Below are 13,444 nucleotides of genomic sequence, written 5' to 3'. Positions count from 1 at the left end.
CTAGTGCGGCGGCTCGGGGAGCACCCGCAGCCGGGTCACCACGGCGTAGTGGTCGGACGGCACCGTGCCGCGCACCGCCGACACCCCGGCCAGCTCGCAGCTGTCCACCTCGAACCAGCCCATCCGCTTCTCCCGCACCAGACCCGGGTCGGGCAGGCCGATCAGCACGTAGTCCAACCGCCGGCGCGGCCACGGCGTGCACGCGGCGTACGGGTTGGCGTGGTCCCACGTGTACCCGGGCTGCCCGCTGCGGGCCTGCTCCCAGCAGTCGACGAACACCGGCCCCGGCGGTTCGTCGGCCCGCAGCCCGGTGAACGCGCGCAGCTCGTCGGAGGTGGGCTCGGCGTTCAGGTCGCCCATGACGACCGGCGGCAGCGCGGCCGGCTCCCGCGACCCCAGGTGCTCCCGGATCGCGCGCACCTGCCGCAGCCGCGTCCCGCCCTCCTCCGGGCGCCACGACAGGTGCGTGCTGACGACCGGCGCCGCGCCCCACGGCGTCTCGACGTCGGCCACCACCGCCGAGCGCGGGTCGGCCGGGTCCCGGTTGAGCTCCAGCGCCCGCCACCGGCTGATGGGCCACCGGCTCAGCACCGCGTTGCCCTGCTCCAGCCCCGTGTCGCCGAGCGGCTGGGTCCAGCCCGCGCTGTGCATCCCGAGCGCGTCGGCCACGATCCGCAGCTGCGAGGTGCCGTCGCCGGCCGCCCACACCTCCTGGATCGCCAGCACGTCCGGGTCGACCACCCGCACCGTGTCGATGATGGCGGCCTCGCGCTCCCGCCACGGCCCGAAGCGCCCCCACAGGTTCCACGTCATCAACCGCAAGTCCGCGCTCCGTCCCGTGAATCGCCTCCCCGCATGGTGGCGGAAGTCCCGCCACCACGCGCAACGGGCGGGTCAGCCGGTCCGGGCCGGGCAGGACCGGTGAAGTCCCCGTGGTCCCGGGTGTCGGAGGCGATCACGCCGATCGCGGCGGTCATGCCCGGACGCGGGCGGCGACCACCGACAGGACCCGGCCGCACGGGGGCCCACCAGCGGCGCGGCCGGTCGCCGCCGGCGGAACCCGGGAGCGCGAACCGCGCCGCGTTCACTACCCTTGCCGCCAAACCCGCGCCACGAGGAGCACCCACCGTGATCACCAGGATGTCGTCGCTGTTCCTGCGCACCCTGCGCGAGGACCCGGCCGACGCCGAGGTACCCAGCCACAAGCTGCTGGTCCGCGCCGGCTACGTGCGCCGCGTCGCGCCGGGCGGGTACTCGTGGCTGCCGCTGGGCCTGCGGGTGCTGCGCAACGTCGAGCGGGTCGTGCGCGAGGAGATGGACGCCATCGGCGCGCAGGAGATCCAGTTCCCCGCGCTGCTGCCCAAGGAGCCCTACGAGGCCACGAACCGGTGGACCGAGTACGGCCCCAACCTGTTCCGCCTCAAGGACCGCAAGGGCGCGGACTACCTGCTCGGCCCCACCCACGAGGAGCTGTTCGCGCTCACCGTGAAGGGCGAGTACTCCTCCTACAAGGACTACCCGGTCACGTTGTACCAGATCCAGACCAAGTACCGGGACGAGGCGCGCCCCCGCGCGGGCATCCTGCGCGGCCGCGAGTTCGTGATGAAGGACTCCTACTCCTTCGACCTCGCCGACGAGGGCCTGGCCGAGTCCTACCGGCGGCACCGCGAGGCGTACGTCCGCATCTTCGACCGGCTGGGCCTGGACTACGTGGTCGTCTCCGCCACGTCCGGCGCGATGGGCGGTTCGGCGTCGGAGGAGTTCCTGGCCGTCGCGGAGACCGGCGAGGACACCTTCGTGCGCAGCACGGAGTCCGACTACGCGGCCAACGTCGAGGCGGTCGCCACGCCCGCGCCCGCGGAGCAGCCGGTGGAGGACAAGCCCGCGGCGCGGGTGCACCACACGCCGAACACGCCCACCATCGCCTCGCTGGTCGACTTCCTCAACGCGGCCGACCTGGGCCGCGCCTTCACCGCGGCCGACACCCTGAAGAACGTCCTGGTCAAGACCCGGGTTCCGGGTGCGGCGGAGTGGACCCTGCTGGCCGTCGGCGTGCCCGGTGACCGCGAGGTCGACCTCAAGCGCCTGGAGGCCGCGCTCGCGCCGGCCGAGGTGGCGATGCTGGAGGAGGCCGACTTCGCCCGCAACGCGTTCCTGGTCAAGGGCTACATCGGCCCGGGTGCGCTCCAGGCCAACGGCGTGGAGTACCTCGTCGACCCGCGCGTGGTGCGCGGCACGGCGTGGGTGACCGGCGCGGACGAGGCCGACCACCACGTGGTGGACCTGGTCTCGGGCCGCGACTTCACGCCCGACGGCGTGATCGACGTGGCCGAGGTCCGCGAGGGCGACCCGTCGCCGGACGGCAAGGGCGTGCTGGTCGCCGCGCGCGGCATCGAGATCGGGCACATCTTCCAGCTGGGCCGCAAGTACTCCGACGCGTTCGGGCTGGACGCCCTGGGCCCCGACGGCAAGCCCGTCCGGATCACCATGGGCTCCTACGGCGTCGGCGTGTCCCGCCTGGTCGCGGTGATCGCCGAGCAGAGCCACGACGGGCGCGGCCTGATCTGGCCCCGCAACGTCGCGCCGTTCGACGTGCACCTGGTGGTGGCGGGCAAGGACGAGGCGCTGCTGGCGGGCGGCGAGAAGCTGGCGGGCGAGCTGTCCGCGGCCGGCGTGGACGTGCTGCTGGACGACCGCAAGGCCAGCCCCGGCGTGAAGTTCGCCGACGCCGAGCTGGTCGGCGTGCCGACCATCGTGGTGGTGGGCCGCGGCCTGGCCAACGGCCTGGTCGAGGTCAAGGACCGCCGCTCGGGCGAGCGCGTCGAGGTCGCGGTGGACGACGTGGTGGCGCACCTGACCGGCTTGGTCAGGGGTTAGGGCGGTCGAGCACGGCGGCCAGCACGGCCGCCGTGTCGGAGAGGTCGGCGAGCACGGTGTGCGCGCCGGCCTCCCGCAGCTCCTCGGCGCTGCTGCGGCCCGTGGCCACGCCGACCGCGACGGCGCCGTGGCGCAGCGCGGCCTCCACGTCGTGCGGGGTGTCGCCGACGACCGCGGCGCGGAACTCGCGGGCGTGCTTGGCCGTGGCCAGCCGCACCGCCTCCAGCACCAGCTCGGGCCGGTGCTCGGACAGCTGCCCGTAGCCGCCGACCTCGAGGTCCAGGTGCCGGTCCAGGTCGAACGCGGCGAGCTTGAACCGGGCGATCTCGGGCAGGTTCCCGGTCACCAGGGACTGCACCACGTCGTCCCGCCGCGCCAGCGCCTCCACCGCGGCCCGCGCGCCGGGCAGGGCGCGGCCCAGCTCGGGCAGCCGCGCGTGCTCCCGGCCGGCGGCCGCGACCAGCTCGACGTGCAGCCGCGCCACCAGCTCCTCGGTGGGCGCGAGGTCGTGCAGGGCCAGCAGCTCCAGGGTGATCCAGCGCTCCGTGCGGCCGCCGAACGGCGGTGTGCGCGCCAGGTCCAGCCCGGTGGCCGCGCGCAGCGCCGCGCGGTACCAGTCGACCCCGACGGGTCCGGCGTCGACCAGGGTCCGGTCGATGTCCCACAGCACCAGCGTGTTCACGGCAGCCGGACGCTCCCCAGGATGCGCCGCACCTCGTCCTCGGACGGGCCCTGCGCGACGTGCGGGCCGCCCCGGGCGACGTTGACGACGAGGACGGACGTCCGGGTGCCGTTGCGCAGCGCCACCGCGGTGATCGTGGCCTTGGGCGCGTAGCAGGCGTTGGCGGCCCGGGGCGTCACCTCGACGCTGAGCACCACCCGGTCCTCGGACGAGGACTCGACGCGTGGTTCGCCCACCTCCGGCGGCGCGCCCTCGACCGTGTAGCTGTTGCGGGCCAGTTGGCCCACCAGTTCGGCGGCGACGCCCTCGGGGTCGTCGTCGACGACCGCCCCGGACACCGACTGGGCCTGCACCATGTCGCGCCCCTGGCACTCGAACGGCCGCGACACGTGGGACCCGGTGACCCGGAGGCGGCCCACCGCGCCCTTGCCCGAGCTCTCCCAGGACGGCGGCAGTTCGTAGCGCACGCCCGCCGAGTCGTCCTCCACGACCGGCCAGTCCGGTTCGGCCGGGCTCGACGTGGCCGGCGTGGCGCGGCCGTCCTCGTCGCCCCCGAGCAGCGCGAACGCCACCCCGCCGCCGACCGCGAGCACACCCGCGGCGGCGAGCGCGAGCCACAGCGGGGCCCGGTCGGGCCGCCGCGGCGGCGGGTGCGGCGGGTACGCGCCCAGCCCGGAGTAGCTCATCAGCCCAGCGGCCGGACGGAGTCGACCATGGCCTGGAGGTCCGCCTCGGCGACCGGCTTCGGCTGGGCGGGCCCGCCCTCCAGGTCGCCGTTGGCGAAGAACACGTGGTACCCGCGGTCGCCCTTGAGGACCAGGACCTTGACCATGCCCTTGGTGGCCAGGCACTCGTCGCCGGAGGTGGTGGCGGTGGAGTCGACCTGCACGCCCTCGATGTCACCGATCTTGACGGCCTTCGGCTCCCCGAGCGCGACCTCCGACCGCGGCGCGGAGCGGTAGAACTGGGTGCCGAGCTTCTGGGCGAAGTCCTTGGCCACCGCGGTCAGGTCGCTCTGCCCCACGACCACGCCGCCCGCGCCGCCGCGGGTGAAGTTCTTGCCGCCGCAGTCGTAGGCGTCGACCAGGGACAGCCCGGTCAGCCGCACGTCGGCCATGCCCTCGACCGAGGCGCCCGCCGAGGTGGGGGACCAGCCCTTGGGCAGGTCGTAGCTGTAGGACAGCGCGGGCACCGGCAGGCAGTTCCACCCCGCCTTGACGGGGTCGCAGCCGACCTCTTCGTCGGTGGGCGTGGTGGTGGTCGTCGGCCTGGGGCTGCTCGACGTGGTGGGTGGTCGTGACGAGCTGGTGGGCTGGGCGGTGGGTGAGCCGTCGTCCCTGGTGAGCAGGAACGCGGTGACGCCGCCGCCGACGAGCAGCAGCACGACCACGCCGATGGCCAGCCAGACCTTGGTCCTGCCGCCCCCGGGCGGCTCGCCGCCGCCGGAGAACACGCCGAGGCCGCCGTAGGACCCGCCGTAGTTCTGCTGCCCGTAGCCCTGGCCGTAACCCGGCTGCCCGCCCGGTTGGCCGCCCGGTTGGCCGTAGCCCTGCTCGGGGGCGCCGTAGGCGGGCTGCCCGTAACCGGGGTAACCCTGGTCGGGTCCGCCGTAACCGGGTTGGCCGTAACCGGGTTGGCCGTGCTCGGGACCGCCGAGGCCCGGCTGCGGTTGGCCACCCTGTCCCTGCGGGCCCCAGCCGCCCTGGTTGGGCCGGCCGTCCCAGCCGCTCTGCCCGTCACCTGGGTAAGTCACGGGCGAACCGTACCCTGCCGCATCCGCCGATCGGGTGGTGCGAGCCAATTCATCACGCGTTGACTTCTGGGTCCGCCGAGTCGTAGCCTTCAATTCAACACTTGATGAACAAGGGGGAACCATGATCGCGCCGCACGATCGGCCACCCGCGGTCCTCGCGGTGGCCACCGCCGTCGCGGGCGCGCTCGTCGCGCTGGTGCTCGGCCTGCTCACCTTCGGCGTCCAGGCGACGGCGCACCCGGACGGGGTGCCGCTGGCGGTCGCGGTCGGGGCCGACGCCCCGCCGCGGCTGCGCGGGATCGCCGACCGGGTGGCGAACGCGGGGTCGGCGGAGGTCTCGTGGCGGGTCTCCACGCCCGACCGGACCCGTGACCTGCTGTCCCGCCAGGAGGTCTACGGGGTGCTCGAACTCGCGCCCGGCAGCGCGACCGTCGTGCTGTCCGGCGCGGTGAACCCGTCCGGCACGCAGGCCGCCCAGCAGGTGCTGGGCGCCGTCGCGCAGGGTGCCGGCCTCCAGGCCCGGGTCGTGGTGCTCGACCCGGCGTCGGCGGCCGGGCGGACCGCGCCGTTGGCGGCGAGCGCGCTGCTGTGGATCGGCGGGCTGGTGGCCGGGGCGGCGTTCACGCGGCTCGCGCGCCGGCCGGACGTGCCGAGCCGGCTGGTGGGCATCGCGGCGGCGACCGCGCTGGGCGTCGGCGTGGTGGCGGGCCTGGTCGCGCTGTGGGACCCGGCCCTGCCGCTCGGCTGGGCCGTGCTCGGCTACCTGGCGCTGGTCGGCGCGGCGTTCGCGCTGGTCCAGGGCGCGCTGCTGCGGCTGCTCGGGCTGCGGGCGATGGCCGTGCTCGCGCCGCTGTACCTGGTGGCGCCCGCCGTGGCGGGGCAGGCGCCCGAACTGCTCGACCCGGGGTACCGGGTGCTGCTGTGGTCGTGGACGCCGTTCCGGTTCTCCACCGAGGGGCTGCGCGCGCTGTTCCAGGGCGGCGCGCCGGACGCCGCCCAGCTGTGGGTGCCCGCGGCGCTGGCCGCGGTCGGGCTGGTGGCGCTGCTGCTACCCCGCCAGGAAGCTCAGCCGGACCTTGCGGACGGGGTTGTCGACGTTGGTGTCGACGAGGCAGACCGACTGCCAGGTGCCCAGCGCGAGCACACCGCCTAGCACCGGGATCGTCGCGTGCGGCGGCACCAGCGCGGGGAGCACGTGGTCACGACCGTGGCCGGGCGTCCCGTGGCGGTGCCGCCAGCGGTCGTCCGCGGGCAGGAGGTCCTTCAGCGCGGCCAGGAGGTCGTCGTCGCTGCCCGCGCCGGTCTCCAGCACGGCCACGCCCGCCGTGGCGTGGGGGACCCAGACGTGCAGCAGCCCGTCGCCCTCCACGTCGGCGAGGAAGTCCTCGCAGTGGCGGGTCAGGTCGTGGACGACCTCTTCGGAACCGGTGCGGACCTGGATCTCTTCGCTGCGCACGAGGGGCATTGTGCCGGTAAAGGCGGTGCGCCCGCGCGCGGTGATCCGGCACGATGCCCCGTGTGATCCACACCGCCATCGTCACCGGGGCCAACCAGGGCATCGGCGCCGCGACCGCCAAGGCGCTGGCGGCCCAGGGGGTCCAGGTCCTCGTCACCTACCTGAGGTTCGTGCCCGCGCCCGACCCCAGCCTGCCGAGGGCGTACTTCACCGCCCGCGAGTCCGGCGCGGAGGAGGTCGTGGCCGCCATCACCGAGGCGGGCGGCCGGGCGCACGCCGTCGAGGCCGACCTCGCGGACGTCGGCACGCCCGCGCGGCTGTTCGACACCGCCGAGCGGGTCCTCGGTCCGGTGGACATCCTGGTCAACAACGCCTCCGGCTGGGTGCAGGACACGTTCCTGGCCACCGAGACCGACCGGTTCGGCCGGGTGCTGAGCGGGGTGACGGCGCAGACGTTCGACGCGCAGTTCGCCGTGGACGCGCGGGGGTCCGCGCTGATGATCGCCGAGTTCGCCCGGCGGCACCTCGCGCGCGGCGGCAACTGGGGCCGCGTCGTCGGGCTGACCTCCGGCGGGCCGCTCGGGTTCCCCGGCGAGGTCACCTACGGCGCGGCCAAGGCGGCGATGGACAACTACACCCTGGCGGCGGCGCACGAACTGTGGCCGCACGGCGTGACGGCGAACGTGGTCAAGCCGGGGGTCGTGGACACCGGCTGGGTCAACGACGCGGTGCGCGCCGCGCACGACGTGTCGCAGCCCGAGGACCCGGCCGGCGTGGTCGCGTTCCTGTGCTCGGACGCGGCGGCGAGGGTGACCCGGAACGTGATCACCATGTCCTGAAATTACCCATGGGTAACATGTGGCTCATGAAGGCATCGCGTCTCCGCCGGGGCATGAACCTCTGGCCGCCGTTCCTGTTCGCGGGCATCCGCGTGGTCGAGCTGTCCGACGACTACCGCTACGCGCGGGTGCGGCTGCGGATGCGCCCGTGGAACCGCAACTACGTGGGCACCCACTTCGGCGGCTCGCTGTTCGCCATGACCGACCCGTTCTGGATGCTCCTGCTGCTGCACCACCTCAAGCGCGACCACGTGGTGTGGGACAAGGCCGGCGAGATCGAGTTCGTCAAGCCGGGGCGCGGCACCGTGCACGCGGAGTTCCGGCTCACCGACGAGCACCTGGCCGAGGTCAGGTCGCTGGCCGAGGACGGCGGCAAGGCGCTGGTGTGGTTCACCGCCGACGTGGTGGACGCGGCCGGCGAGGTGGTCGCCCGCACCCGCAAGCAGGTCTACGCCCGCCGCAAGAAGTCCTTGGACGGCGGGGCGCTCCGGGCGGTGTGATGGCCCCATGAGATCGGCTTTCGGCACGACCTTCGACGTTCCGTCCGGCTACCTGAACACCGCGAGCATCGGCGTGCCGCCCACGCCGACCGCCGCGGCCGTGACCGCCGCCGCGGGGCGGTGGGCGAGCGGGCGGGACGGGCCCGACGCGGTGGACGCGTCGATCGCGGTGGCGCGGGGGGCGTTCGGCCGGCTGGTCGGCGTGCCGGTGGACCGGGTGGCCATGGGCGCCTCCGGCTCGCAGCTGGTGTCGCTGGTCGCGGCCTCCCTGCCCGAGGGCGCGTCGGTGCTGGTGGCGCGCGGCGAGTTCACCAGCCTGACCTTCCCGTTCGCGGCCCGGGGGCTGCGGGTGGTCGAGGTGGACCTGGACGAGGTGCCGGCCGCCGCCGCCGGGCACGACCTGGTCGCGGTGAGCGTGGTGCAGTCGGCGGACGGCCGCCTCGTCGACCTGGGTGCGCTGCGCGCGGCCGGGGTGCCGGTGCTGCTGGACGCCTCACAGGCGGTCGGGTGGCTGCCGCTGGACCTCGGGTGGGCGGACTGGGTGGTGGCCGTCGGGTACAAGTTCCTGATGTCGCCGCGCGGGTGCGCGTGGCTGGCGTGCTCGCCGGGCGCGCTGGAGCGGACCGTGCCGGCGGCGGCGAACTGGTACGCCGGTGACGAGCCGTGGCGCACGGTCTACGGGCTGCCGCTGCGGCTCGCGCCGGACGCGCGCCGGCTCGACCTGTCGCCGGTGTGGCTGTCGCAGGTCGGGGCGGCGGTCTCGCTGCCGTACCTGGCCTCGCTGGACATGGCCGCGGTGCGGGACCACGGCGCCGGGCTGGCCGACGCCCTGCTGGTCGGGCTGGGCCTGCCGCCGCGCGGGAGCGCGATCGCGTCGCTGGACCTGCCCGTCGCCGCGGCGGACCGGCTGGCGGCGGCCGGCGTGCGGTCCAGCGTGCGCGCCGGACGGGTCCGGGTGGCGTTCCACCTGTACAACTCGGTGGCCGACGTCGAACTGGTGCTCGGGGCGCTGGGTTGAGCGGCTTCCGTTACCGTGGGTCTTTGTGTCGGTTCCTCCCGAATCACCTGAAGAGGTGACGCAACGGATCCCGCCGATCCGGCCCTCGGACACCGCGCCGCTGTGGCGCTCCGGGATCGGGCAGCTGGACTCGCTGATGAGCCCCGCCGAGCCCCCACCACCTGGGCCGACCCGCGCGCGGCGCGGCCTCCTGCTCAAGGGGCTGGGGCTGCTCGGCGTGGCGGTGCTGTCCGGCCTGGTGTGGGTGCTGGTGAAGCCCTCGGCCGAGACCACGACGACGCCCACGTCGACGTCGGCGCCCGCCGGTCAGTTCGTCTTCACGAAGTCACCGCAGGTGCCCGACCCGCTGCGGGACAGTGACTGCGCGTCACACGCGTACGGGAAGACCAGGGACTACCTGACCAGCACGCCGTGCCGGCAGCTCACTCGCGCCCTGTACACGACCACCACCCCGGACGGGGCAACTGTGTACACGTCCGTGTCAGTGGTCCAGATGAAGACGACCGAGGACGCCACCGCCCTCAAGGACCTGACCAACCGCAACGGCACCGGCAACGTGAACGACCTGATCAAGGACGGCGCGGTCCAGGTCCAGGGCATGACCACCCTGGGCAACGGCGGCTACGCCTCGGACCAGCGCGACCGCGAGGTGATCATCATCGAGTCGGACACCGCGACCCACGGCGCCAACGAGACCGAGCACAACCACCTGATGAAGAAGATCAGCTTCGACGCCCTGCGCCTGGCCACCACCCTGACCTGACCGCGAGTCGTACGTCCAGACCCGGCGTGTCGTACGTCCAGACCCGGCGAGTCGTACGTCCAGACCCCCCGAATTCAGTGCTGAACACTCAACTCGAGGGTCCTGAACACTCAACTCGGGGTCTTGGACGTACGACTCGCGAGGTCTGTACGTACGACTCGCGGGGGGTCAGCCCACGGCGGTGCCGGGGAAGGTGATGGACAGGGGTGTCAGGCCGGCGGCCTTGCGCCACCGGGTGGCGCGGACCGCCGAGGCGGTCAGGGCGTCGAGGGCCGACCTGCGCAGGTCGGCGTCCTCGGTGCGCTCCAGCACGCCCCGCCACCCCACGCAGCAGTCCGTCTCCACCGCGATCAGCGCCGCGATCGCCGAGGCCGCGCTGTCCACGGGCTGCGGCGGCAGGTAGGCCGGCGCGGGCGGCTCCGGCGCGGCCCCCTGGTCGCGCAGCCACCGCTCGGTGGTGTCCCGACGGGCCCGGTGGGCGTTCGCGCCCTCCGCCACCGCCGCGCCCTGCTGCGAGATGAACGCGCTGACCAGCCCGTACGTCCACACCGCCGCGTGCTCGGCCCCCAACGCGCCCTGCACCGCGTCCACGCTCACGACATCGCCTCCACCAGGCTCGCGCACCCGGCCGCCACCGCGGCCACCAACCCCACCCGGTACGTCGGCACCGACGCCACCAGACCCGCCGCCTGCTCCTGCGCCGCCCGCAACGCCGCCAGCAGCTCCTCCCGCGTCCCACCCGCGGGCGGCGCGGCGGACGGCGGCGTCGAGGGCGGTGCCGACGAGCCCGGCGCCGACGAGCCCGGCACGCGCGGCGTGGCGCGGTCGATCTCCGCCCGCAACCGGTCGGCGTGCTCGGTCCGCGCCGCGGCGGTCTCCGGCGCGCCGGCGGCGGTGGCCAGGGCGGCGTCCGACCGGGCCGACCTGACCAGCTCTTCCAGGACGTCCGGCGGCGGTGGGGGCGGCGGGGGTGTGGTGCACGCGACTGCCAGCGGCGCCGTGGCCGCCGCCAGCAGCACCCCTCGCCTGCTGAACGCGGTTCTACCGATCACGCGTCCCGATCCTGCCAGAGCCGCCGCGGCGCCCCGTGGGACGTGCGACCCCGCCCGGACCAGATACGCTGGGCGACCACGGCCGGCGAGTGCAGCGTCGACCGGGGTTGCCGTGCCCTCTGCACACCAGCACGGACGAACAGGGAGTCATCAACGTGTCCAGCCCGCCGCGCGGAGAACTCGCCGCGCAGCTAACGCCCGTCGTGCGCGAGGCGGTCGAGGCCATCGGCTACGACCTGGAGTCGCTCGACGTGAACCAGGCTGGGCGTCGCAGGCTGGTCAAGGTCGTCGTGGACGGCGACGAGGGGATCGGCCTGGACGAGGTCGCACGCGCCAGCCGCACCGTGTCCGCCACCCTGGACGCGCACGAGCACCTGCTCGCGGGCCCGTACACCCTCGAGGTCACCTCACCCGGCGCCGACCGCCCGCTCACCAGGCCGCGCCACTGGAGGCGCAACCGCTTGCGCCTGGTCAAGGTCAAGCAGCCCGACCAGGTCGAGTGGTTCGGCCGGGTCGGCGACGCCGACGACACGGGGGTCGTGCTCCTGGTCAAGGGCGAGCTGCGCCGCATCGAGTACGACTCGGTCGAGCGCGCCGTCGTGGAAGTGGAGTTCAAGCAGCCGCCGGTCGAGGAGCTCGCGCTACTCGACGGCCATTCCCCGGAGGAGGAGTCGGAGTGAACGTTGACATCGCCGCTCTCAGGGCGATCGAACGGGACAAGGACATCCCCTTCGACACGGTGCTCGAAGCGATCGAGACCGCCCTGCTCACCGCCTACAAGCACACCGACGGGCACCACCCGCACTCGCGCGTGGAGATCGACCGCAAGACGGGGACGGTCCGGGTCCTCGCGCAGGAGCTGAACCCCGACGGCTCGGTCGCCGAGGAGTGGGACGACACGCCGGAGGGCTTCGGCCGCATCGCCGCGACCACCGCCCGCCAGGTCATCCTCCAGCGCCTGCGCGACGCCGAGCACGAGCGCACCTTCGGCGAGTTCTCCGCCAAGGAGGGCGAGATCATCGGCGGCGTGGTGCAGCGCGACGCCCGCGCCAACGCCCGCGGCATGGTCGTCGTCCAGCTCGGGGACACCGAGGGTGTGCTGCCCCCGGCCGAGCAGGTGCCCGGCGAGTCCTACGAGCACGGCTCGCGCCTCAAGTGCTACGTCGTCGGCGTGTCGCGCGGCGCGCGCGGTCCCCAGATCACCCTCTCCCGCACCCACCCGAACCTCGTGCGCAAGCTCTTCGCGCTGGAGGTCCCGGAGATCGCGGACGGCACCGTGGAGATCCCCGCGGTGGCACGTGAGGCAGGTCACCGTTCGAAGATCGCGGTACGCTCGGGGGTGCCCGGGGTGAACGCCAAGGGCGCGTGCATCGGCCCGATGGGCGCTCGTGTCCGCAACGTCATGAGCGAGCTGGCGGGCGAGAAGATCGATATCATCGATCACTCGGACGACCCGGCCACGTTCGTCGGGAATGCCCTCTCGCCTGCGAAGGTTGTCTCCGTGAGGGTGCTCGACGAGCGAGCCAAGACGGCCCGCGTGGTGGTGCCGGACTTCCAGCTCTCCCTCGCCATCGGCAAGGAGGGCCAGAACGCCCGGCTGGCCGCCCGGCTGACCGGTTGGCGCATCGACATCCGGTCGGACGCGGACGCCGGCGGGTCCGCTCCGGCGGGCGCGGCGACATCCGGTTCGGCTGAATAAGCAACAGGGGATAGACTTCTCAGTGGTTCAACGTCGGGGATCGGATCTCAGGCACGGCGGCCCGGTTCGCACGTGCGTAGGATGCCGCGCCCGGACGTTGCCCTCCGAGCTGTTGCGCGTGGTGGTAGTGGACGGGGCCGTGGTCCCGGACACCCGCCGAAGGTTGCCCGGTCGGGGCGCGTGGCTGCACCCCGACCAGGACTGCCTCCGCAACGCCGAGAAGCGGCGCGCGTTCCCCCGGGCCTTCCGGGTCCAGGGACCGCTCGACGTCGAGGGCGTGCGCGGGCACTTGGCGCAACAGGGGAAGGAGGTCGCGGGATCGCCCCGCGGCCGACAGGAAGCAAGGAAGCAGGTCGACCCGTCATGAGTCAGCCGTGAAGCTGAAGACATGAACGCGCGACGTTAAGACGAGGTCGACGGGACTGCCGCCGGCCTCCATCGCCAGAGGAGTGCAGTGGCAGGTAAGGCCCGCGTGCACGAGCTCGCCAAGGAGCTCGGAGTCACGAGTAAAGAACTGCTCACGAAGCTCGCCGATCAGGGTGAGTACGTGAAGTCGGCGTCCAGCACCGTCGAGGCCCCCGTGGCCCGTCGGCTGCGTGACGCGTACGCCAAGAACGACGGCAAGTCGAAGTCGTCCGGCGCCCGTCCGGCGCCCCCCAGGCCCCAGGCCGCCGCGGCCGACAACCGCGGTGCCGAGCCCCGCGCCGAGGCCCCGCGCCCCGGCGCGCTCGGCCCCCGGCCCGGTCCGCGCCCGATGCCCGGCCCGAAGCCGCAGGCCCCGCAGCCGCCGCAGCCGCAGCAACCG

The 13,444-nt window shown here is 74.0% G+C and carries 17 protein-coding genes; 10 read left to right on the top strand and 7 right to left on the bottom strand.

Going from position 1 to position 13,444, the window contains the following annotated elements; translation table 11 throughout:
* A complete protein-coding gene (locus ACFP3R_RS26825; RefSeq protein WP_380639573.1) occupies positions 1–813 on the bottom strand; it encodes an endonuclease/exonuclease/phosphatase family protein in 813 nt (270 codons plus the stop codon).
* 315 nt (positions 814–1,128) lie between these two features.
* Between ACFP3R_RS26825 and ACFP3R_RS26820 the strand changes: the two genes are divergently transcribed.
* Positions 1,129–2,877: a proline--tRNA ligase gene (locus ACFP3R_RS26820; protein ID WP_380639571.1), complete on the top strand. Its 1,749-nt coding sequence runs from the start codon at positions 1,129–1,131 to the stop codon at positions 2,875–2,877.
* Here the strand turns inward: ACFP3R_RS26820 and ACFP3R_RS26815 are convergent.
* The 3 genes from ACFP3R_RS26815 to ACFP3R_RS26805 are packed head-to-tail and all read right to left on the bottom strand — an operon-like array spanning position 2,867 to position 5,312.
* Entirely contained in the window at positions 2,867–3,559 is a 693-nt protein-coding gene (locus ACFP3R_RS26815; protein WP_380639570.1) for an HAD family hydrolase, read from the bottom strand. The genes ACFP3R_RS26820 and ACFP3R_RS26815 overlap by 11 nt on opposite strands.
* A complete protein-coding gene (locus tag ACFP3R_RS26810; RefSeq protein ID WP_380639569.1) occupies positions 3,556–4,245 on the bottom strand; it encodes a DUF8017 domain-containing protein in 690 nt (229 codons plus the stop codon). Before ACFP3R_RS26810 ends, ACFP3R_RS26815 begins: the two co-directional genes overlap by 4 nt.
* On the bottom strand, positions 4,245–5,312 hold the full coding sequence (locus ACFP3R_RS26805; RefSeq protein WP_380639567.1) for a DUF8017 domain-containing protein: 1,068 nt from the start codon (positions 5,310–5,312) through the stop codon (positions 4,245–4,247). Before ACFP3R_RS26805 ends, ACFP3R_RS26810 begins: the two co-directional genes overlap by 1 nt.
* A 121-nt stretch (positions 5,313–5,433) precedes the next feature.
* On the opposite strand from ACFP3R_RS26805, the gene ACFP3R_RS26800 reads away from it, so the two are divergent.
* Positions 5,434–6,465 (top strand): YhgE/Pip domain-containing protein, encoded by a 1,032-nt coding sequence (locus tag ACFP3R_RS26800; protein ID WP_380639565.1) that lies wholly within the window; start codon positions 5,434–5,436, stop codon positions 6,463–6,465.
* Here the strand turns inward: ACFP3R_RS26800 and ACFP3R_RS26795 are convergent.
* Positions 6,361–6,768, bottom strand: a complete 408-nt coding sequence (locus ACFP3R_RS26795; RefSeq protein WP_380639563.1) for a YjbQ family protein — start codon at positions 6,766–6,768, stop codon at positions 6,361–6,363. The genes ACFP3R_RS26800 and ACFP3R_RS26795 overlap by 105 nt on opposite strands.
* Before the next feature lie 62 nt (positions 6,769–6,830).
* On the opposite strand from ACFP3R_RS26795, the gene ACFP3R_RS26790 reads away from it, so the two are divergent.
* Genes ACFP3R_RS26790 through ACFP3R_RS26775 form a run of 4 tightly spaced genes read left to right on the top strand, consistent with a single transcriptional unit; the run spans position 6,831 to position 9,888 of the window.
* Positions 6,831–7,607 (top strand): SDR family NAD(P)-dependent oxidoreductase, encoded by a 777-nt coding sequence (locus ACFP3R_RS26790; protein ID WP_380639561.1) that lies wholly within the window; start codon positions 6,831–6,833, stop codon positions 7,605–7,607.
* Positions 7,608–7,633: 26 nt separating this feature from the next.
* Positions 7,634–8,107: a DUF4442 domain-containing protein gene (locus tag ACFP3R_RS26785; protein ID WP_380639559.1), complete on the top strand. Its 474-nt coding sequence runs from the start codon at positions 7,634–7,636 to the stop codon at positions 8,105–8,107.
* Between the two features lie 7 nt (positions 8,108–8,114).
* Entirely contained in the window at positions 8,115–9,125 is a 1,011-nt protein-coding gene (locus ACFP3R_RS26780; protein WP_380639557.1) for an aminotransferase class V-fold PLP-dependent enzyme, read from the top strand.
* Between the two features lie 55 nt (positions 9,126–9,180).
* Positions 9,181–9,888: a hypothetical protein gene (locus tag ACFP3R_RS26775; protein WP_380639555.1), complete on the top strand. Its 708-nt coding sequence runs from the start codon at positions 9,181–9,183 to the stop codon at positions 9,886–9,888.
* Between the two features lie 168 nt (positions 9,889–10,056).
* On the opposite strand, the gene ACFP3R_RS26770 is transcribed toward ACFP3R_RS26775, so the two are convergent.
* Positions 10,057–10,485, bottom strand: coding sequence for a ferritin-like domain-containing protein (locus ACFP3R_RS26770; RefSeq protein WP_380639553.1), 429 nt, complete (start codon positions 10,483–10,485; stop codon positions 10,057–10,059).
* Positions 10,482–10,940, bottom strand: a complete 459-nt coding sequence (locus ACFP3R_RS26765; RefSeq protein ID WP_380639552.1) for a hypothetical protein — start codon at positions 10,938–10,940, stop codon at positions 10,482–10,484. Before ACFP3R_RS26765 ends, ACFP3R_RS26770 begins: the two co-directional genes overlap by 4 nt.
* Positions 10,941–11,095: 155 nt before the next feature.
* Here ACFP3R_RS26765 and rimP point away from each other — a divergent pair, with 155 nt between their 5' ends.
* The 4 genes from rimP to ACFP3R_RS26745 all read left to right on the top strand — a co-directional run.
* On the top strand, positions 11,096–11,620 hold the full coding sequence (gene rimP, locus ACFP3R_RS26760; RefSeq protein ID WP_380639550.1) for a ribosome maturation factor RimP: 525 nt from the start codon (positions 11,096–11,098) through the stop codon (positions 11,618–11,620).
* The gene (nusA, locus tag ACFP3R_RS26755; RefSeq protein ID WP_380639548.1) at positions 11,617–12,639 is read left to right on the top strand and encodes a transcription termination factor NusA; all 1,023 of its coding nucleotides are present in this window, start codon (positions 11,617–11,619) and stop codon (positions 12,637–12,639) included. Before rimP ends, nusA begins: the two co-directional genes overlap by 4 nt.
* Before the next feature lie 22 nt (positions 12,640–12,661).
* Positions 12,662–13,006 (top strand): YlxR family protein, encoded by a 345-nt coding sequence (locus tag ACFP3R_RS26750; RefSeq protein WP_380639546.1) that lies wholly within the window; start codon positions 12,662–12,664, stop codon positions 13,004–13,006.
* Positions 13,007–13,093: 87 nt separating this feature from the next.
* On the top strand, positions 13,094–13,444 hold a 351-nt coding region (locus ACFP3R_RS26745; protein ID WP_380639544.1), incomplete at its 3' end, for a translation initiation factor IF-2 N-terminal domain-containing protein.

This window comes from Saccharothrix lopnurensis (genome assembly GCF_042658445.1).
Taxonomy (GTDB): domain Bacteria; phylum Actinomycetota; class Actinomycetes; order Mycobacteriales; family Pseudonocardiaceae; genus Actinosynnema; species Actinosynnema lopnurensis.
This window is presented reverse-complemented; position numbering and strand designations above follow the sequence as displayed.

Excerpts from the sequence above, each read along its gene's own strand:
- ACFP3R_RS26825 (WP_380639573.1), bottom strand. The coding sequence starts at position 813 with ATGACGTGGAACCTGTGGGGGCGCTTCGGGCCGTGGCGGGAGCGCGAG.
- ACFP3R_RS26785 (WP_380639559.1), top strand. The coding sequence starts at position 7,634 with ATGAAGGCATCGCGTCTCCGCCGGGGCATGAACCTCTGGCCGCCGTTC.
- ACFP3R_RS26810 (WP_380639569.1), bottom strand. The coding sequence starts at position 4,245 with ATGAGCTACTCCGGGCTGGGCGCGTACCCGCCGCACCCGCCGCCGCGG.
- ACFP3R_RS26780 (WP_380639557.1), top strand. The coding sequence starts at position 8,115 with ATGAGATCGGCTTTCGGCACGACCTTCGACGTTCCGTCCGGCTACCTG.
- ACFP3R_RS26800 (WP_380639565.1), top strand. The coding sequence starts at position 5,434 with ATGATCGCGCCGCACGATCGGCCACCCGCGGTCCTCGCGGTGGCCACC.